At 73.2% G+C, this 17,533-nt stretch carries 16 protein-coding genes; 9 read left to right on the forward strand and 7 right to left on the reverse strand.

What is annotated here, in order from left to right; translation table 11 throughout:
* The first annotated feature begins 99 nt into the window (after nucleotides 1–99).
* Both ACILQ5_RS10170 and ACILQ5_RS10175 read left to right on the forward strand, forming a co-directional pair.
* Nucleotides 100–1,608 carry a cobyric acid synthase gene (locus tag ACILQ5_RS10170; RefSeq protein WP_395657882.1) on the forward strand — a complete coding sequence of 503 codons (1,509 nt, stop codon included), beginning with the start codon at nucleotides 100–102 and terminating at the stop codon, nucleotides 1,606–1,608.
* Nucleotides 1,605–2,123 (forward strand): bifunctional adenosylcobinamide kinase/adenosylcobinamide-phosphate guanylyltransferase, encoded by a 519-nt coding sequence (locus ACILQ5_RS10175; protein ID WP_395657883.1) that lies wholly within the window; start codon nucleotides 1,605–1,607, stop codon nucleotides 2,121–2,123. The genes ACILQ5_RS10170 and ACILQ5_RS10175 overlap by 4 nt, the downstream gene beginning before the upstream one ends.
* A 9-nt stretch (nucleotides 2,124–2,132) precedes the next feature.
* Here ACILQ5_RS10175 and ACILQ5_RS10180 read toward each other — a convergent pair whose 3' ends face one another.
* Complete coding sequence (locus ACILQ5_RS10180) at nucleotides 2,133–2,693, reverse strand: AAA family ATPase (RefSeq protein ID WP_395657884.1); 561 nt, start codon at nucleotides 2,691–2,693, stop codon at nucleotides 2,133–2,135.
* Nucleotides 2,694–2,784: 91 nt separating this feature from the next.
* On the opposite strand from ACILQ5_RS10180, the gene ACILQ5_RS10185 reads away from it, so the two are divergent.
* Nucleotides 2,785–3,519 (forward strand): spermidine synthase, encoded by a 735-nt coding sequence (locus ACILQ5_RS10185; protein WP_395658045.1) that lies wholly within the window; start codon nucleotides 2,785–2,787, stop codon nucleotides 3,517–3,519.
* A 132-nt stretch (nucleotides 3,520–3,651) separates the two neighbouring features.
* Here the strand turns inward: ACILQ5_RS10185 and ACILQ5_RS10190 are convergent, their stop codons facing one another.
* From ACILQ5_RS10190 to ACILQ5_RS10200, 3 genes are all read right to left on the reverse strand, one after another.
* Complete coding sequence (locus tag ACILQ5_RS10190; protein WP_395657885.1) at nucleotides 3,652–5,250, reverse strand: long-chain-fatty-acid--CoA ligase; 1,599 nt, start codon at nucleotides 5,248–5,250, stop codon at nucleotides 3,652–3,654.
* Between the two features lie 75 nt (nucleotides 5,251–5,325).
* Nucleotides 5,326–6,450 carry an acyl-CoA dehydrogenase family protein gene (locus tag ACILQ5_RS10195; protein ID WP_395657886.1) on the reverse strand — a complete coding sequence of 375 codons (1,125 nt, stop codon included), beginning with the start codon at nucleotides 6,448–6,450 and terminating at the stop codon, nucleotides 5,326–5,328.
* A 15-nt stretch (nucleotides 6,451–6,465) separates the two neighbouring features.
* Nucleotides 6,466–7,653 carry an acyl-CoA dehydrogenase family protein gene (locus ACILQ5_RS10200; protein WP_395657887.1) on the reverse strand — a complete coding sequence of 396 codons (1,188 nt, stop codon included), beginning with the start codon at nucleotides 7,651–7,653 and terminating at the stop codon, nucleotides 6,466–6,468.
* Between the two features lie 110 nt (nucleotides 7,654–7,763).
* On the opposite strand from ACILQ5_RS10200, the gene ACILQ5_RS10205 reads away from it, so the two are divergent.
* The 4 genes from ACILQ5_RS10205 to ACILQ5_RS10220 all read left to right on the forward strand — a co-directional run bounded on the left by ACILQ5_RS10205 (nucleotide 7,764) and on the right by ACILQ5_RS10220 (nucleotide 11,141).
* Nucleotides 7,764–8,945 carry a Rieske 2Fe-2S domain-containing protein gene (locus ACILQ5_RS10205; protein ID WP_395657888.1) on the forward strand — a complete coding sequence of 394 codons (1,182 nt, stop codon included), beginning with the start codon at nucleotides 7,764–7,766 and terminating at the stop codon, nucleotides 8,943–8,945.
* A 4-nt stretch (nucleotides 8,946–8,949) separates the two neighbouring features.
* A complete protein-coding gene (locus tag ACILQ5_RS10210; protein WP_395657889.1) occupies nucleotides 8,950–9,243 on the forward strand; it encodes a hypothetical protein in 294 nt (97 codons plus the stop codon).
* A gap of 4 nt (nucleotides 9,244–9,247) precedes the next feature.
* Nucleotides 9,248–10,348 (forward strand): 2Fe-2S iron-sulfur cluster-binding protein, encoded by a 1,101-nt coding sequence (locus tag ACILQ5_RS10215; protein ID WP_395657890.1) that lies wholly within the window; start codon nucleotides 9,248–9,250, stop codon nucleotides 10,346–10,348.
* A gap of 163 nt (nucleotides 10,349–10,511) precedes the next feature.
* Nucleotides 10,512–11,141, forward strand: a complete 630-nt coding sequence (locus ACILQ5_RS10220) for a hypothetical protein (RefSeq protein ID WP_395657891.1) — start codon at nucleotides 10,512–10,514, stop codon at nucleotides 11,139–11,141.
* Nucleotides 11,142–11,171: 30 nt separating this feature from the next.
* Here the strand turns inward: ACILQ5_RS10220 and ACILQ5_RS10225 are convergent, their stop codons facing one another.
* Together ACILQ5_RS10225 and ACILQ5_RS10230 are read right to left on the reverse strand one after the other, a co-directional pair.
* Complete coding sequence (locus tag ACILQ5_RS10225; RefSeq protein ID WP_395657892.1) at nucleotides 11,172–11,843, reverse strand: MBL fold metallo-hydrolase; 672 nt, start codon at nucleotides 11,841–11,843, stop codon at nucleotides 11,172–11,174.
* Nucleotides 11,843–12,526 carry a maleylpyruvate isomerase family mycothiol-dependent enzyme gene (locus ACILQ5_RS10230; protein ID WP_395657893.1) on the reverse strand — a complete coding sequence of 228 codons (684 nt, stop codon included), beginning with the start codon at nucleotides 12,524–12,526 and terminating at the stop codon, nucleotides 11,843–11,845. Before ACILQ5_RS10230 ends, ACILQ5_RS10225 begins: the two co-directional genes overlap by 1 nt.
* A gap of 146 nt (nucleotides 12,527–12,672) precedes the next feature.
* Between ACILQ5_RS10230 and uvrA the strand changes: the two genes are divergently transcribed.
* Nucleotides 12,673–15,651 (forward strand): excinuclease ABC subunit UvrA, encoded by a 2,979-nt coding sequence (uvrA, locus tag ACILQ5_RS10235; RefSeq protein WP_395657894.1) that lies wholly within the window; start codon nucleotides 12,673–12,675, stop codon nucleotides 15,649–15,651.
* Between the two features lie 104 nt (nucleotides 15,652–15,755).
* Nucleotides 15,756–16,190 (forward strand): Rieske (2Fe-2S) protein, encoded by a 435-nt coding sequence (locus ACILQ5_RS10240; RefSeq protein WP_395657895.1) that lies wholly within the window; start codon nucleotides 15,756–15,758, stop codon nucleotides 16,188–16,190.
* Here the strand turns inward: ACILQ5_RS10240 and ACILQ5_RS10245 are convergent.
* Nucleotides 16,172–17,470 carry a pyridine nucleotide-disulfide oxidoreductase gene (locus ACILQ5_RS10245; protein WP_395657896.1) on the reverse strand — a complete coding sequence of 433 codons (1,299 nt, stop codon included), beginning with the start codon at nucleotides 17,468–17,470 and terminating at the stop codon, nucleotides 16,172–16,174. The two genes, ACILQ5_RS10240 and ACILQ5_RS10245, sit on opposite strands and share 19 nt — an antisense overlap.
* Nucleotides 17,471–17,533 lie beyond the last annotated feature (63 nt).

The following is a 17,533-nucleotide window of genomic DNA, read 5'->3' on the forward strand; positions in this document are numbered from 1 at the left end:
GGCACCATCGACCCCGATGGATCCTCGAGCGCCCCGGCACACCCCTCGCCGTACCCCTCGCCGTACCCCTCGTCGTACCCCTCGTCGTCGGGCGGCCGCGTGAGCGGGCTGCTCGTCGCCGGCACGTCCTCGGACGCCGGCAAGACCGTCGTCACCACCGGGATCTGCCGTGCGCTCGCCCGTGCCGGGGTGAAGGTGGCCCCGTTCAAGGCGCAGAACATGTCGAACAACTCGATGGTCTGCGGAGACGCGGTCCACGGGACCGCCGAGATCGGTCGCGCGCAGTGGGTGCAGGCGCTGGCCGCGCGCGCGGAGCCGGAGGCGGCGATGAACCCGGTCCTGCTCAAGCCGGGGAGCGACCTGCGCAGCCACGTCGTGGTGATGGGTCGGCCGGCGGGCACCGTGTCCGCCACGGACTTCGTCGACGGTCGCCGGCACCTGGCCCGGGCGGCGTACGACGCCTTCGACGACCTCGCGTCGCGCTACGACGTGGTCGTCGCCGAGGGGGCGGGCAGCCCGACCGAGATCAACCTGCGCAGCAGCGACTACGTGAACCTCGGCCTGGCGCGGCACGCGGGCCTGCCCACGGTCGTGGTCGGCGACATCGACCGTGGTGGCCTGTTCGCCGCGATGTACGGCACCCTCGCGCTCCTCGAGCCGGCGGACCAGCGGCTCGTCGCGGGCTTCGTGGTCAACAAGTTCCGGGGCGACCGGGGGCTCCTCGAGCCGGGCCTGGCCCAGCTCGCGGACCTGACCGGCCGGCCGGTGCACGGCGTGCTGCCGTGGCACCCCGATCTCTGGCTGGACTCCGAGGACGCCCTCGACCTCGACGCCCGTCGGGTCCGCGACGAGCCGGCGACGCTGCGGGTCGTGGTCGTCCGGCTCCCGCGGATCAGCAACCTGACCGACGTCGACGCGCTGGGCCTCGAGCCCGGTGTGGACGTCGTGTTCACCGCCGACCCGCGCTCGCTGGTCGACGCCGACCTCGTCGTGCTGCCCGGCACCCGGGCGACCCGGGCCGACCTCGCCTGGCTGCGCGAGCGGGGCCTGGACCGCGCGGTGCGGGCGCACGCCGCGGCCGGACGCCCGGTGCTGGGCATCTGCGGAGGATTCCAGATGCTCGGCCGGACGATCGCCGACCCTGCCGGCGTCGAGGGTCCTCCCGGCGAGGTCGACGGGCTCGGGCTGCTCGACGTCCGCACCGACTTCGTCCCCGAGAAGGTGCTCCGGCTGCCTCGGGGCGCCGCCCTCGGGGCGCCCGCTACGGGGTACGAGATCCACCACGGCCGGGTGACCCGCGGCGCGGGCGTCGAGGAGCTCCTCGGCGGGGCCCGCGCCGAGCACGTGCTCGGCACGATGTGGCACGGCAGCCTCGAGTCCGACGGGTTCCGGGCCGCCTTCCTCGCCGAGGTCGCCGTCCTCGCCGGCACGACCTGGGAGCCCTCGGGCGTGAGCTTCGCCGCCGCCCGCGAGCGGCGCCTGGAGCTGCTGGCCGACCTGGTCGAGGAGCACCTCGACCTCGAGGCGCTGCACGGGCTGGCCGTCGCGGGGGCGCCGCCCGGCCTGCCGCTGCTCGCCCCCGGGTCGTCGTGGGGGGACCGGTCGTGAGGACGCTCGTCACCGGAGGCGTCCGGTCCGGCAGGTCGCTGCACGCCGAGGAGCTGCTCGCCTCCCGCGACGACCTCACCTACGTCCTGCCCGGGCCGGTGCACGACGAGGCCGAGTTCGCCGTCCGGCTGGCCGAGCTGCGCTCCCGGCGTCCCGTCACCTGGACGACCCACGAGACCGGCGACCTGGCCGAGGCGCTGTGGATCCCCGGTCCGGTGCTGGTCGACTCGCTCGACACCTGGCTGACCCGGCTCCTCGACGAGGCCGGGCTCTGGGACGCGCGGGTCGAGGACGTGACGGCGTACGTCGACGAGGAGACCGCTGCCGCGCTCGCGGCCCTCGAGGGGACGACCGAGGACCGGGTCCTGGTGACCAGCGAGGTGGGGTTGGGGATCGTGCCCGAGCACCGGTCCGGGCGGCTGTACCGCGAGCTGCTCGGCACCCTCAACCAGCGCTTCGCGGCCGCCTGCGGGGAGGTGCACCTCGTGGTCGCCGGTCGGGTCCTGGTGCTCTGACCGGCTGCCTCAGGCCAGCGGCGCGAGGACTCCGTCCAACCAGCGCTCCACGTCGCGCCGGTGGCGCAGGTGGACGACCGGCAGGTCCGGTCGGGCGGCGCACACCGCCGGGATCCGCTCGTCGTAGAGGTGGCGCGTGCTGATCGCCCATCGGACGATGTGCTCGCGGTCGGTGAGGACCGTGTGCAGCGGAGCCTCCCGGTTGCCGTTCCAGAGCTCCTCGCGGCGCCACCGCCGGCCGACGGTGCGTCGGACGACGCGGCCCAGCGTCACCGGGAACGGGGGGTCGAGCCAGACCAGCAGGTCGGCCTGCGCGGTCAGCAGCGGCCGGGCGTCGTCGTACTGCCACTCGGTCACCCAGCGGCCGACCGCCAGGAACGCGGCGACGTCCGCCTCGAACTCGGGGCGCCGGGTCCAGCCCGGGCCGTGGTGCAGCGCGTCCATCTCGGTGTAGGGCAGGTCGAGCAGGGCACCGATCCGGCGGGCGAGGGTGCTCTTGCCCGACCCCGAGACGCCGGCGACGGCGATCCGCTCCGGGCGGCGTGGGAGCGGGTCGGAGGCGCTGAGCACCGCGGCATCGTACGGTGCCGGGGTGGAGGGTGCGGGTGGTGACGGCTGCGAGATCGTGCCGGGCGGGCGGCCCGGGGCGTTCGTGCTGCGCATGGCCGGCGCGAGCCAGTCGCACGTCGACCTGCGCCACCCGCTGCACCTCGAGTTCGAGTACGTGCGCCGCATCGGCGACGTGCTCGACGCGTGCGCCCCGGGTGGCGCACCGGTCCGGGTGGTCCACGTCGGCGGCGCGGCGATGACGCTTCCGAGGTACGTCGCCGCGTCCCGGCCGCGGTCGGCCCAGGTCGTCCTCGAGCCCGACGCCGCCGTGACCGAGCTGGTGCGGGTCGAGCTGCCGCTGCCGCCGCGCAGCGGCATCAAGGTGCGCCCCCGCGACGGGCGCCGGGGCCTCGCCGAGCTCCGCGACGACCACGCGGAGGTGGTCGTCGTCGACGCGTTCGCCGACGCCCGGGTGCCGGGGGACCTGGTGACCGTCGAGTGCTTCCGCGAGGCGGCGCGCGTGCTCGACCACGACGGGCTGCTCGTCCTCAACCTCACCGACCGGGCGCCGTTCCCCTGGGCGCGCCGGGCCGTCGCCGGCGTGCGCACGGTCTTCGACCAGGTGATGCTGACCGCCGAGCCGGCGACGCTGCGGGCCCGGCGCCTGGGCAACCTCGTGGTCGTCGCGTCGCGGGGCCCGGTCCCCGTCGACGCCCTCCGCCGGCGCGCGGCGAGCGCGCCCGCGCCGTACCGTGTCCTGGACGCGGCGCAGGTCAGCGACTCCTTCGGCGGCGGCACGCCGTTCACCGACGCCGACACCGCCGACTCCCCGGCGCCGGACGGGTGAGGGCCGACGACGTCCCGCGCTCCCGCGACGTCGGCGTACCCCGTCGCCGGTGGTCGCCGGTTCACCACCCGCAGCAGCCGACGCGCCGGCAGCGACAACAGCAGCGGCAACAGCAGCGGCCCGGCGGACGCGCTAGGCGTACGACGTCCCGCGGGCCGCGCGGGTCCAGAGCACGCCGTCGCCGGCGACCGGGCCCTCCGCGGCGAGCTCCCGCTTGAGGACCTTGTTGGTCGCCGTGCGCGGGAGCGTGCCGACCACCCGGACGAAGCGCGGCCAGGCCTTGGGGGAGAGGTCCGGCTGGGCGGCGAGGAACTCCTCGAGGCCGGCCGGCGACAGCGGGCCCCGGACGACCAGCGCCGCCATCACCTGGTCGCCGACGGAGTCGTCGGGCACGGCGTAGACCGCCGCCTCCGCGACGGCCGGGTGGCGCAGCAGGATCCGCTCGACCGGTGCGGCGGCGAGGTTCTCGCCGTCGACGCGGAGCCAGTCGGCGGTGCGCCCGGCGAAGTACACGAACCCGGCGGCGTCGCGGTAGGCCAGGTCGCCGGACCAGTACCTGCCGCCGCGCATCCGCTCGGCCTCGGCGTCGGGATCGCGGTAGTAGCCGGCGAACGCGCCCGCGCCGAGCGTGTTGACGAGCTCGCCGGTCGCCTCCTCGGCGTTGAGCAGCACGCCCGCCGCGTCGAACACGGCGTCGGGCGTCTCCTCCTCGGTGACGGGGTCGAGCACCTTCACGCCGTCGAGCGGGCGGCCCAGGCTCCCGGGCGGCATGTCCGGCACCCGCTGGACGACGACGGCGTTCTCGGTGGAGGAGTAGGAGTCGACGACCGTGCACCCGAACCGCCGGCCGAACCCCGCGATGTCGCGGTCGTTGGCCTCGTTGCCGAACACCAGGCGCAGCGGGTTGTCCGCGTCGTCGGGCCGCTCCGGCGTGGCCATCACGTAGGTCAGCGGCTTGCCGACGTAGTTGGCGTACGTCGCGCCGTACCGGCGCACGTCCGGCAGGAAGCCGGACGCGGAGAACCGCCGGGCGAGCGCCACCGTCGCGCCCGCGGCCAGCGCCGGCCCCCACCCGGCCATGACCGCGTTGGAGTGGAACAGCGGCATCGACAGGTAGGCGACGTCGTCGGGGCCGAGCCCGAACCGCTCCGCGAGGAACCGGCCCGGGTGGGCGACCTTCGCCTGGGTGACGTTGACCGCCTTCGGGTCGCCGGACGTCCCCGACGTGAAGATCAGCATCATCAGGTCGTCCGGCCCGACCTCGACGTCCGGGACGGCGGCGCCGGCGTGCTCCTCGACGAGCGCCGCCCAGTCGGGGCAGTCCAGCGGCAGGACCGGCACGTCGACATCGGCCAGCAGGTCGGCATGGGCGGCGTCGGTCACGACGAGCTGGACGTCGGCGCGCGCGACGTCCGCCGCGAGCGCCGGTCCGCGCCGGGTCGGGTTGAGCCCGACGACGACCTGGCCGCCCAGCGCGGCGCCGCCGAGGAGGAAGAGAAACTCCGGGACGTTCTCGAGCAGCACCCCGACGTGGGGAGGGAGGTCGGGGTCGAGCAGCGCCGACAGCACGGCCGAGCGCACGCAGGACTCCCGCACGACCTCGTCGTAGGTCCAGGTCTCGTCCTCGAACACCAGCCCGGGGTGGTCGTCGCCGCGCCGCGCCAGCAGCTGCTCGCGGACGGTCGGCATCGGTGGGGTGGTCTCGAGGCTCGTCGCTGACGCTCCTCGCACCTCAACCACCGTGTGTCGGCGGTCGAGGTGCGAAGGCGCTCCGGCGCCTGAGCAACGAGACCACCGCGCGAAGCATCACGCCGGCTCGGCCGCCAGCGCCCGTCCGATCGTGAGCGCCTGCTCGGTCGCCCCGCCGTGCAGGAACTCGAACCGCTTGGCGCTGGTGAAGTAGCGGTGCGCCTCCCCGTCGAGGTCGATGCCGACGCCGCCGTGGACGTGGACGGTCGTGTGGGCGAGCCGGTGGCCGGCGTCGGCCGCCCACAGCTTCGCGATCGCGACCTCGGTGTCGGCCGGCAGTCCCTCCTCGAGCCGCCAGGCGGCCTGCCACAGCGTGAGCCGCTGGCCGAGCACGTCGATGTAGCCGTCGGCGAGCCGCTGCGAGACCGCCTGGAACGTCCCGATCGGCCGGCCGAACTGCTCGCGCGTCTTCGCGTACGACGACGTCAGCCGCAGCGCTCCCTCGGTGATCCCGAGCTGCTCGGCGGCCCCCGCCAACAGCACCAGCTGGCGCAGCCGGTCGTCGGCCGACCCGTCGGCGGGCCCGACCAGCCGGTCGGCCCCCAGCACGGCGCCGTCCAGGTCGAGGCGCGCGACGGCGTCCCGGTCGGAGGACCGCTGGGCGACGACCGTGACGCCGGCGTCACCGGGCTCGACCAGGAAGACCCCGACCCCGGACGGGGTCTCGGCCGGGACGAGGAACGCGTCGGCGTACGGCCCGGCCGGTACGACGGCTTTGCTGCCCGTCAGCCGGTAGGCGTCGCCCGCGGCCGACTCCTCCGGGGTCGCGGTCGTCGTCGGCCGCGCGGGCGCCCAGGCACGTTCCTCGGCCACCGCGGGCGCGAGCACCACCGCGCCGGTCGCGGCACCGGACAGCCAGCGCTGCTGTTGCTCCTCGGAGCCGAGCTCGGCGAGCAGCCGGGAGGCCGGGCCGTGCGCCGCCAGGGGCACGGGCGCGACCGTGCGACCCACCTCGACCAGCACCCGGCACAGCTCGACGAGGCCGAGCCCGGCGCCGTCGTGCTCCTCGGGCAGCGCGAGGCCGAGCAGGCCCGCCTCGCCCAGGGCGGCCCACAGGTCGCGGTCGAAGCGGTCGCCGTCCGCCTCGACGGCCTTCATCCGCTCGTTGGTGGCGCGGTCGCGCAGGAGGCCGGCCGCGAGCTCGCCGGCCTCGTCCTGCTCCTGGGTGAACCGGAAGTCCATGTCGTCTCCTCGTTCTCAGCGCTTCGCGGCGGGGAGGCCGAGGCCGACGTACCCGATGATGTCGCGCTGGATCTCGTTGGTGCCGCCGCCGAAGGTCATCACCAGCGCGGACCGGTAGAAGCGCTCGAGCCGACCCTGGAGCACCGCGCCGTCGGAGTCGCCGGTGACGCCGGCGTTCGGGCCGACGACCTCCATCAGCGAGCGGTAGACCTCGGTCGCGAGCTCGGAGCCGTAGATCTTGGTGGCCGACGCCTCGGCGGGGGACAGGTCGACGCCGGCGTCGGCGTCGGCGGCGAGCTTCCAGTTGATCAGCCGCAGGGCCTCGGTGCGGGCGTGCGCCCGGCCGAGCGCGATCTGCACCCACTCGGCGTCGATCACCCGCTGGCCGTCGGGGTTCTTCGTCTCCTGGGCCCAGCGGCGGACGAGGTCGATCGACTGGGTCAGGGGAGCGGCCGAGGTCAGTGCCACCCGCTCGTGGTTGAGCTGGTTGGTCATCAGGGACCAGCCGCCGTTGAGCTCGCCGACCAGGTTGCCGGCCGGCACCCGCACGTCCTCGTAGTACGTCGCGCTGGTGCTCACCCCCGCGACCGTGTGCACCGGCGTGTAGGAGAAGCCGGGCGCGTCGGCCGGGACCAGGATCATCGAGAGGCCCTTGTGCCGCGGCAGGTCCGGGTCGGTGCGGCAGGCGAGCCAGATCCAGTCGGCGTACTGGATCAGCGAGGTCCACATCTTCTGGCCGTTGATGACCCACTCGTCGCCCTCGCGCACCGCGCGGGTCCGCAGCGAGGCGAGGTCGGTGCCGGACCCGGGCTCGGAGTAGCCGATCGAGAAGTGCAGCTCGCCGCGCAGGATGCGGGGGAGGAAGTACTCCCGCTGCTCGTCGGTGCCGTAGCGCATGATCGTCGGGCCGACGGTGTTGAGCGTCAGGTAGGGCACCGGGACGCCGGCCACCGCGGCCGCGTCGGTGAAGATCAGTTGGTCGGTCATCGACCGGGCCTGGCCGCCGTACTCCGTCGGCCAGCCGATGCCCAGCCAGCCGTCGGTGCCCAGCTGGCGGATGACGTCCTTGTAGACCTGGGTGTCGCCGAACTCGCCGGTCGCCGACGAGAGCCCGGCCCGCACCTCGGGCGTCACCAGCGCGGCGAAGTACTCGCGGAGCTCCTCGCGCAGGCGTTCCTGCTCGGGCGTCAGGGCGATGTGCATGGGACTCTGCTTTCTCCCGGGCTTGGTGTCGGGGCTCTCCCGTGCTGGCATGGCAGCACGGAAAACTATAACCTGTTCTAAGTTTCGGTCGACAGGTCTGGAGGACGGCCATGAGCGACACCCGCATCCCTGCGCCCGGCGGCGCACGCGCCCTGGACCAGGGCACGCCGCCGACGCGGTTCGCGCGCGGTTGGCACTGCCTGGGCCTCGCGGAGACGTTCCGGGACGGCAAGCCGCACGGGATCGAGGCGTTCGGCGGCAAGCTCGTCGTCTGGGCCGACTCCCACGGCGAGATCCACGTCCTCGACGGCTTCTGCCGGCACATGGGCGGTGACCTGACCCAGGGCGAGGTCAAGGGCGACGAGGTCGCGTGCCCCTTCCACGACTGGCGCTGGGGCGGCGACGGCAAGTGCAAGCAGATCCCCTACGCCCGACGGGTGCCGCTGCGGGCCCGCACCCAGCGCTACCCGGTGGTCGTGCGCAACGACCAGGTCCTGGTCTGGCACGACGTCGAGGGCTCCGAGCCCGACCTCGACATCCTCCCCCCGGAGCTCCCGGGGCTCGCCGAGGGCGAGTACACCGACTGGTCGTGGGAGGTCGTGCCGATCACCGACTCGCACTGCCGGGAGCTGATCGACAACGTCGTCGACATGGCGCACTTCTACTACGTGCACTTCTCGTTCCCGACCAGCTTCCGCAACGTCTTCGAGGGCACCCAGGCGACCCAGTTCATGGAGTCCAAGGGCCGCCCCGACAAGGCCGGCGGCTACGGCAGCGCCGAGCTGTTCCTCAAGTCCGAGGCCACCTACTACGGGCCGGCGTACATGATCAACTGGCTCGACGTCGACTACAAGGGCTTCCAGACCGAGGTCATCCTCATCAACTGCCACATCCCGACCGGGCCGGACTCGTTCACGCTCCAGTACGGCATCACGGTCAAGAAGCCCGAGGGCCTCGACGACGCGACCGCCCAGCTCATCTCGGAGAAGTACGCCCAGATGTTCGGCGAGGGGTTCCTCCAGGACGTCCACATCTGGAAGAACAAGGTGCCGGTCCAGAACCCGTTGCTCTGCGAGGAGGACGGCCCCGTCTACCAGCTGCGCCGCTGGTACGAGCAGTTCTACGTCGACCGCGCCGACGTCCAGCCGGAGATGGTCGACCGCTTCGAGTTCGAGGTCGACACCACGAAGGCCAACGAGTTCTGGCAGGACGAGGTCGCGGAGAACCTCCGCAAGAAGGCGGAGGAGGAGTCCGCGACCGCGGACTCCCCGCAGATCATGACGGGGACCTGAGCCGATGGCCTCCTTCGTCCCGACCAGCGACGAGACGCTCGAGGACCAGCGGCTCTACACCCGTGCCCGCCTGGTCGAGGTCGCCTGCCTCGACTGCCTCGCGACGGTCGGCGTGAAGAAGAACAGCGAGCACCACACCTCCATCCAGTGGACGGGCGAGGCCCGGGCGCACTGCCCGGAGCTGTCCCGGCGCACCACCGGTCGGGAGGCGCACCCCGCGTGCCCCCGGATGGCGGCGAGCATCGAGGCCGCGGTGCGCGAGGGGCGCGTGACCATCGGGGCCGAGGACGGTTACTGAGTCGATGACAGAGGAGTCCTTCGAGCTGAAGGTCGTGGACGTCGTCGAGGAGACGGCCGACGCGCACTCGGTGTCCTTCGAGGTCCCGGCCGGTGCCGAGGAGCTGTTCGCGTACAAACCCGGACAGTTCCTCACCCTCGCCGTGCCCAGCGACCGGACCGGCGTCGCCGCGCGCTGCTACTCGTTGTCGAGCAGCCCGATCGGCGGCGGACCGCTCACGATCACGGTCAAGCGGACGGCCGACGGCTACGCGTCCAACTGGATCTGCGACCAGCTGCGCGAGGGCGACTCGATCCGGGTGCTGCCGCCGAGCGGCATCTTCACCCCCGCCTCCCTGAGCGCCGACCTGCTGATGTTCGCCGGCGGCAGCGGCATCACCCCGGTCATGTCGATCATCCGGACCGCGCTCGCGCAGGGCACCGGCCGGATCGTGCTGTTCTACGCCAACCGCGACGAGCGCTCGGTCATCTTCGCCGGGGAGCTGACCCGGCTCGCGGCCGAGCACCCCGACCGCCTGCTCGTCGTCCACTGGCTCGAGACCGTTCAGGGGCTGCCCAGCCAGGACCAGGTCCGTGCGTTCGCGTCCGCCTACACGTCGTACGACGCGTTCGCGTGCGGCCCGGCGCCGTTCATGAGGCTCGCCGTCGCGGCGCTGAAGGAGCTCGGCTTCCCGCGCGAGCGCCGGCACCAGGAGAAGTTCGTCTCGCTCGGCGGCAACCCGTTCGGCGACCTGCACGACCGCGAGGTCGCCGAGCACGAGATCGAGGACGCCGACCGGGACCTGGACGACACCGGGCCGACCGCCGACGACGGGACGCAGCCGCAGGGACCGGTGCGGCTCGAGGTCGAGCTCGACGGCCAGGACTACGCCTTCGACGACTGGGCGCCGGGCACGAAGCTGCTCGACCACCTGGAGTCCAAGGGGGTGCGGGCGCCGTACTCGTGCCGTGAGGGGGAGTGCTCCGCCTGCGCGATCCGGCTGCTCGAGGGCGAGGTGAAGATGCTCCACAACGACGTCCTGGACGACGAGGACCTCGCCGACGGCATCCGTCTGGGGTGCCAGTCGGTCCCGGTCACGGACGTCGTGAAGGTGACCTACCACTGACCCGTGGTCCAGTCCGGGGGTCCATACCGGACGACCGGAATGCGTAACGACCGGTCGACCGGGGAAGTTTGACGCTCGTCCATGAAGCGACCACCCCCGGGTCGCGACCGACGCCGGCCGCGCCGGCGCCGTGCGGGTCTCGGGTCTTCCGGAGGGATGAGCCATGTTTCTCGGACTGTGCTTGATCTGCGTGACCCTGGCGGGCTGGGCGGCCGTCGCCGCGACGACCCGGCCGGCCGACGACCTCAGCCGCCGACGCGACGTGCAGCGCCGCTCCCGCCAGCTGGTGCGGAACCCCGACCGGGTCAACTACCTCGACGTGGAGAACCTGCTGCTCTCGGGATCGATCCCCTCGGCCACGGTGCTGCGCGTGCTGGAGCGGGCGACCGCTCGTCGGCTGGGCGCGCGCACGATGTGGCGGTGGGCGGCCACTCACGGGGTGCAACAGCTCGTGACCGTCGTCGACGCCGGGGTCGCCGAGGACGCCCTGCTCGAGCACCTCGACGCCGGCAGTGCGCCGGACTGGGAGGCGCTGGCCCTCTTCGCCCGGCTGGCGAACGACACCGTCCCCGCGGGGATGCCGGTCGACGAGCTCGTCGACCTCGACGCGGTCCCCGCCACCAACGACCTCGCCTTCCCCGGCGACCTGGAGAGCTGGTCGACGCCGTCGCTCGACGACGTCGACCTCGAGCAGTTCGACCGCCTGCCGCCGATCGCCGGCCCCGGGCTCTCGTCGTACCGCCCGACCCGCCCCCGGGACCCGGGCGAGGACGACTGGCGCAGGAGCGCCTGAGGGCGGGCCGTTCTCACGCCGGCCCGACGGTCACCAGCCGCGGGCCCGCCAGTCCGGGAGCGCCGGCCGCTCGGCGCCGAGCGTGCTGTCGTCGCCGTGGCCGGGGTAGAACCACGTGTCGTCGGGGAGCCGCTGGAACACCTTGGTCTCGACCTCGTCGATGAGCCGGACGAAGGCGGCCTCGTCGCCGAAGGTGTTGCCGACCCCGCCGGGGAAGAGGGAGTCGCCGGTGAACAGGTGCGGGGTGCCGGCCGGGTCCTCGTAGAGCAGCGCGATCGAGCCTGGCGTGTGGCCCGCCAGCGCGATGACCGCGAGGGTGCAGGAGCCGACGGCCACCGTGTCGCCCTGGCCGACCGGGCGGTCGACGGGGACGCCGGTCTGCTCGGTGATCGCCGCGGCGTCCGGGGTGCCGGCGACGACGGCCGCCCCGGTCGCCGCCACGACCTCGGCGAGGGCGCGGTGGTGGTCCCAGTGCTGGTGGGTGGTGACCACGGTCGTCAGCCCGGCGTCGCCGACGAGCTCGATCAGCAGCCCAGGCTCGGCGGCCGCGTCGACCAGCACCTGGTCCCCGGTGGACCGGCAGCGCAGCAGGTAGCAGTTGTTGGACATCTGCTCGTCGACGGCGACCTTGGTGATCGTCAGGTCGGCCAGCTCCCGGACGTCGGGGTCACCGCCCGGGGTCACGTGCCCGGTGTAGGTCATCAGGATGCTCCGATCCGCGGCAGGACGCCGCTGTCGCTGGTCAGGTCGCTGCCGTCACCGCGGCCGCTGAGCCACCACCCGAGGTCGGCGGCGGTGCCGGAGACGGTCGGCCCGCCGGGGCCGGTCTCCCAGGTCCGGTCGAGGTCGACGGCGTGCAGCGTCATCGGGGGCTCGGGACGGTCGACCATCGCGTCGACGAGGGCCGCCGCGAAGTCCGCGGGCCAGTCGGCCCGGCCGTAGCCCGCGAGGAGGTCGGCGTGGTGGATCTCCACCTCCCGCACACGCATCCAGGGCACGTCCGCAGCCGTGAACACCGGGCCGCCGCCCAGCACCCGCTCGATCGGCGTCGCGCCCCGGTCGTCGGGAACGGCGGCGATCGCGTCGTGCAGCTCGCTCGTCGCACCGAGCAGCCGGGCCCGGATCTCGGACGGGTGCTCGCGGGCGAGCGCCTCGATGTCGGCGTCGCGGGTCTGCTGGCTCCGGTACATCGGCACCGGGTGGCCGTCGACGGTCCCGCGGAGCGCCCCGGCGAGGCCCTCGGCGTTGAGCGCCAGGTGGGCGACCACGTGCCCCCGGCTCCAGCCGGTGCAGAAGCTCGGATCCGGGTACTGCGCGTCGTCGAGGGCGTCGACGGTCCGGACCAGCCGGTGGGTGGCCTCGACGAGGTCGGTGGGGTCGTCCATGGCGTCCATCCTGCCGGACCCGGCGCCGCGCGGGCGCTGTCGGTGGCCCGTGAGATCGTGGGGAACACCCGCGCGTCCTGGATGGTTGTGCTGTGTTCGCGCCGGTTAGGATGGCGAACAGGTGTTCGAAGCGAGGGGAAGTGGCAGTGGCGGACCAGCTCATCGTCCGGGGAGCCCGGGAGCACAACCTCAAGGACGTGTCGATCGACCTGCCACGTGACTCCCTGATCGTCTTCACCGGGCTGTCCGGCTCCGGGAAGTCCTCGCTGGCCTTCGACACCATCTTCGCGGAGGGGCAGCGTCGCTACGTCGAGTCGCTGTCGGCGTACGCCCGCCAGTTCCTCGGCCAGATGGACAAGCCCGACGTCGACTTCATCGAGGGGCTCTCGCCCGCGGTCTCGATCGACCAGAAGTCGACCTCGAAGAACCCGCGCTCGACCGTCGGCACCATCACCGAGGTCTACGACTACCTCCGCCTGCTCTACGCGCGCGCCGGCCGTCCGCACTGCCCGGTCTGCGGGTCGCCGATCGAGCGGCAGACGCCGCAGCAGATCGTCGACCGGGTGCTCGCCATGGAGGAGGGTCGGCGGTTCCAGGTGCTGGCCCCGGTGATCCGCGGGCGCAAGGGCGAGTACGTCGAGCTGTTCAAGCAGCTCCAGACGCAGGGGTTCTCGCGGGTCCGGGTGAACGGCGAGACGTCCACGCTCGACGACCCGCCGAAGCTCGACAAGCAGAAGAAGCACACCATCGAGGTGGTCGTCGACCGGCTCGCGGTCAAGGAGTCCGCCAAGCGCCGGCTCACCGACTCGGTGGAGACCGCCCTCCAGCTCGCGGGTGGGCTGGTGGTGCTGGACTTCGTCGACCTCGACGCCCAGGACCCGCACCGCGAGGTGCGCTTCAGCGAGAAGATGTCGTGCCCCAACGACCACCCGCTCGACACCGACGAGCTCGAGCCCCGGTCGTTCTCGTTCAACTCGCCCTTCGGCGCCTGCACCGCCTGCCACGGCCTCGGCACCCGGATGGAGGTCGACCCCGAGCTGGTCGTGCCGAACCCGCAGGCCAGCCTCGGCGAGGGCGCGATCCAGCCGTGGAGCCAGGCGCACGTCGCCGACTACTTCCTGCGGCTCCTGGGTGCGCTGGGGGAGGAGCTCGGCTTCGACCTAAACACCCCGTGGGAGGACCTCACCGCCAAGCAGCAGCGGTCGGTCCTCGACGGCCACCCCACCAAGGTGCACGTCGTCACCCGCAACCGCTACGGCCGCCAGCGCGCCTACTACGCGGAGTTCGAGGGGGTGCGCGCCTACATCGAGCGCCGCCACCGCGAGGCCGAGTCCGACGTCAGCCGGGAGCGCTTCGAGGGCTTCATGCGCGAGGTGCCCTGCCCGACCTGCGGGGGCAGCCGGCTCAAGCCGGTGTCGGTGGCGGTCACCCTCGGCGCGAAGGAGGCCGGCGGCAAGAACATCGCCGAGGTCTGCGCGATGCCGATCAACGAGACGGCCGACTACCTCCGCAAGCTCGAGCTGAGCCCGCGCGAGCGGCAGATCGGCGAGCGGGTGCTCAAGGAGATCCAGGAGCGGCTGAACTTCCTCCTCGACGTCGGCCTCGACTACCTCTCGCTGGACCGACCCTCGGGGTCGCTCTCGGGCGGCGAGGCGCAGCGGATCCGGCTGGCGACCCAGATCGGCGCCGGCCTGGTCGGCGTCCTCTACGTCCTCGACGAGCCGTCGATCGGCCTGCACCAGCGCGACAACCACCGGCTCATCGAGACCCTGGTGCGGCTCAAGGACCTCGGCAACACCCTGATCGTCGTCGAGCACGACGAGGACACCATCCGGGTCGCCGACTGGGTCGTCGACATCGGCCCGGGCGCGGGCGAGCACGGCGGTCAGGTGGTCCACAGCGGCAGCGTCGAGGGGCTGCTGGCGCACCCGGACTCGATGACCGGGCAGTACCTCTCCGGCCGCCGCGAGATCCCGGTGCCCGCCGTGCGCCGCCCGCGCACCAAGGGCCGCGAGCTCACGGTCGTCGGCGCCCGCGAGCACAACCTGCGCGACGTCGACGTGAGCTTCCCGCTCGGCCTGTTCGTGGCGGTCACCGGTGTCTCCGGCTCCGGCAAGTCCACCCTGGTCAACGACATCCTCTACACGTCGCTGGCCAAGCAGATCTACAACGCCCGGGCGGTGCCCGGCCGGCACAAGAAGATCACCGGGCTCGAGCACGTCGACAAGGTCATCCACGTCGACCAGTCGCCGATCGGGCGCACCCCGCGCTCCAACCCGGCCACCTACACCGGGGTCTTCGACCACATCCGCAAGCTGTTCGCGTCGACCCCCGAGGCGAAGATGCGCGGCTACCTCCAGGGCCGGTTCTCGTTCAACGTCAAGGGCGGCCGGTGCGAGGCCTGCTCCGGCGACGGCACGATCAAGATCGAGATGAACTTCCTGCCGGACGTCTACGTCCCGTGCGAGGTCTGCCACGGTGCGCGCTACAACCGCGAGACGCTCGAGGTGCACTACAAGGGCAAGACCATCGCCGAGGTCCTCGACATGCCGATCGAGGAGGCCGCCGAGTTCTTCGCGGCGGTGCCGGCGATCGCGCGGCACATGAAGACGCTGGTCGAGGTGGGCCTCGGCTACGTCCGGCTCGGCCAGCCGGCGACGACGCTGTCCGGCGGCGAGGCGCAGCGGGTCAAGCTGTCCTCGGAGCTCCAGAAGCGCTCCACCGGACGAACCGTCTACGTGCTCGACGAGCCGACCACCGGGCTGCACTTCGAGGACATCCGCAAGCTGCTGCTGGTCCTCGGCCGGCTCGTCGACCAGGGCAACACGGTGCTGGTCATCGAGCACAACCTCGACGTCATCAAGACCGCGGACTGGCTGGTCGACATGGGGCCCGAGGGTGGGTCCCGGGGCGGCATGGTGGTCGCGGAGGGCACCCCCGAGACCGTCGCGGCCGACCCCGGCAGCTACACCGGCCAGTTCCTCAAGCCGCTGCTCGACGGTCGGGAGGCCTCGCAGCCGACCACCCGGCGTACGCCGCGCTCGTCGACCGCCACCGCGAAGAAGGCGGCGAAGCCGCGGACCGCCGCCAAGAAGGCGGCCGCGCGCGCCCGGCGGGCGAGCTGAGCCCCGACGGATTCACAGCGAACTCACATCGAGGTGAACCACCTGCGGTCTCCGGCCGTGGGTACGGTGAAGATTCAACCACCAGCGGCCGAGAGGACGACACCGTGAGCACCCCCCACCCCCCGTCGGGGATGACCCGTCGCCAGACCCTGACCGGAGCGACGGTGGTCGGCGTCGGTGTGCCGCTGCTCGCCGCCTGCGGCTCCAGCGGTGGCAGCGGGGCGACCGACACGGCGCCCACCGCGCAGGCGGGGGAGACCCTCGGCGCGGCCTCGGACGTCCCGGTCGGCGGCGGCACCGTCTACGCCGACCAGAAGGTCGTCGTGACCCAGCCGAACGACGGGGACTTCAAGGGCTTCTCCGCGGTGTGCACCCACCAGGGCTGCCTGGTGTCGAACGTCGAGGGCGGCACCATCAACTGCACCTGCCACGGCAGCAAGTTCTCGATCGAGGACGGCTCGGTGGTCAACGGCCCCGCGACGTCGCCTCTCCCGGCGGTGCCGGTCGAGGACAAGTCGGGTCAGATCACGACGGCGTGAGCGCCGGTCCGGCAGGACTCCCGCCACCGCTCGTCCCGCGGTGAGCGACGCCGGTCGAGCCGCTCGTCGAGCAGCACGCGCGCCTCGTCGAGGCGGTCGGCGCGCAGCAGTGCCGCGATCCGCGCCTCCTCGACCACCTCGCGCTGGGCGTCGGACCCGCCGAGGCGCGGCACCGACGGCGTGAGCGCGGCGAGGGCGTCCGCCGCGGCCGAGCACTCGCCGGCACCCATCCGGGCGAGCGCGGCGGCCAGCGGCGCGACCACCTCGCGGTGGGTCGGGTTGCGGTGGCCGGCGGCCCAGGCCTCGAGGCGGCGCAGTCCGGCCAGGTCGTCGGTGGCGAGCAGCGTGACCGCCGCGTGCATGCCGAGGAACGGCGTGGCGGGGCGCTCCAGCGTCCCGCGCCCGGCGGCGTCGGCGACCGCCCGGATGTCCGGCACCGCCGTCGCGTCCGGGGTGAGCGCCCAGCGGAAGAGCAGCGAGCCGCTGTCGACCAGCGCGCGGCAGCCGAGACCGTGGTCGGGGCGCAGCTGGGCGTCGTACCGCCGGCGGACGGCGTCCTGGTCGCCGAGCGAGAGCTCGTGGAGGGCGGCGTGCCACGAGAAGTGGCTCAGGCTGTCGATCGAGGCGCCGTCGCCGGTGACCCAGGCGTCCATCCAGGCCAGCCCGGCCACGTGGTCACCGGTCTCGTAGTGCGCGTGCGCCCGGGCGTGGGCCGAGTGGCCGGCCCCCGGCTCGACGGCCAGCGAGGTCAGGGCCAGGTCCATGGCCTCGTCGAAGCGGCGCTGCTCCTGCCGCACGAACGCGAGGAGGCCGAGGAACCACCAGTCGTCGTCGTACGCCGGGATCGCGGCCTCGACGAGCGCCCAGGCCTCCTCGGGGACTTCGGTGACGCCGGCGAAGGCGATCGTCGGGACCGCGGTCGAGAGCAGCACGGCGTCGCGGGGGTGGTCCCGGAGGTGCCGCACGAGCGGGCCGGAGTCACCGCGGAGGTGGGCGACCACCGCGTGCACGTGGCTCCGCTCGCGGGTGGTGGCCCGCGCGGCGTGGCGCTCGGCGTCGCGGACCCGGGCGGGGATGTCGACGGCGGCGCACATCTCGTGCCCGAGCAGCGCCAGCGTCGCGTGGCCGACCGCGAAGGTGGGGTCGAGCGCGATCGCGGTCGCGATGGCGTGCACGGCGCCCGCCCGGAGCCGAAGAAGGTCCAGCACGCCGCGGCTGTAGGCGGCGCCCGCCTCGTCCGTGCACGAGAGGGCGTAGCCGTAGGGATCGCGACAGACCATGTAAGTAGAGTAAGACACGCGACATAAGGTCGGCAGCACCGGAGTGTCGGGGCCGGTGTCGGC

It is taken from the genome of Nocardioides sp. (assembly GCF_044226305.1).
Classification (GTDB): domain Bacteria; phylum Actinomycetota; class Actinomycetes; order Propionibacteriales; family Nocardioidaceae; genus Nocardioides.

Excerpts from the sequence above, each read along its gene's own strand:
- ACILQ5_RS10215 (WP_395657890.1), top strand. The coding sequence starts at position 9,248 with ATGACAGAGGAGTCCTTCGAGCTGAAGGTCGTGGACGTCGTCGAGGAG.
- ACILQ5_RS10200 (WP_395657887.1), bottom strand. The coding sequence starts at position 7,653 with ATGCACATCGCCCTGACGCCCGAGCAGGAACGCCTGCGCGAGGAGCTC.
- ACILQ5_RS10225 (WP_395657892.1), bottom strand. The coding sequence starts at position 11,843 with ATGACCTACACCGGGCACGTGACCCCGGGCGGTGACCCCGACGTCCGG.
- ACILQ5_RS10195 (WP_395657886.1), bottom strand. The coding sequence starts at position 6,450 with ATGGACTTCCGGTTCACCCAGGAGCAGGACGAGGCCGGCGAGCTCGCG.
- ACILQ5_RS10245 (WP_395657896.1), bottom strand. The coding sequence starts at position 17,470 with ATGGTCTGTCGCGATCCCTACGGCTACGCCCTCTCGTGCACGGACGAG.
- ACILQ5_RS10220 (WP_395657891.1), top strand. The coding sequence starts at position 10,512 with ATGTTTCTCGGACTGTGCTTGATCTGCGTGACCCTGGCGGGCTGGGCG.
- ACILQ5_RS10210 (WP_395657889.1), top strand. The coding sequence starts at position 8,950 with ATGGCCTCCTTCGTCCCGACCAGCGACGAGACGCTCGAGGACCAGCGG.
- ACILQ5_RS10205 (WP_395657888.1), top strand. The coding sequence starts at position 7,764 with ATGAGCGACACCCGCATCCCTGCGCCCGGCGGCGCACGCGCCCTGGAC.
- ACILQ5_RS10230 (WP_395657893.1), bottom strand. The coding sequence starts at position 12,526 with ATGGACGACCCCACCGACCTCGTCGAGGCCACCCACCGGCTGGTCCGG.
- ACILQ5_RS10185 (WP_395658045.1), top strand. The coding sequence starts at position 2,785 with ATGGCCGGCGCGAGCCAGTCGCACGTCGACCTGCGCCACCCGCTGCAC.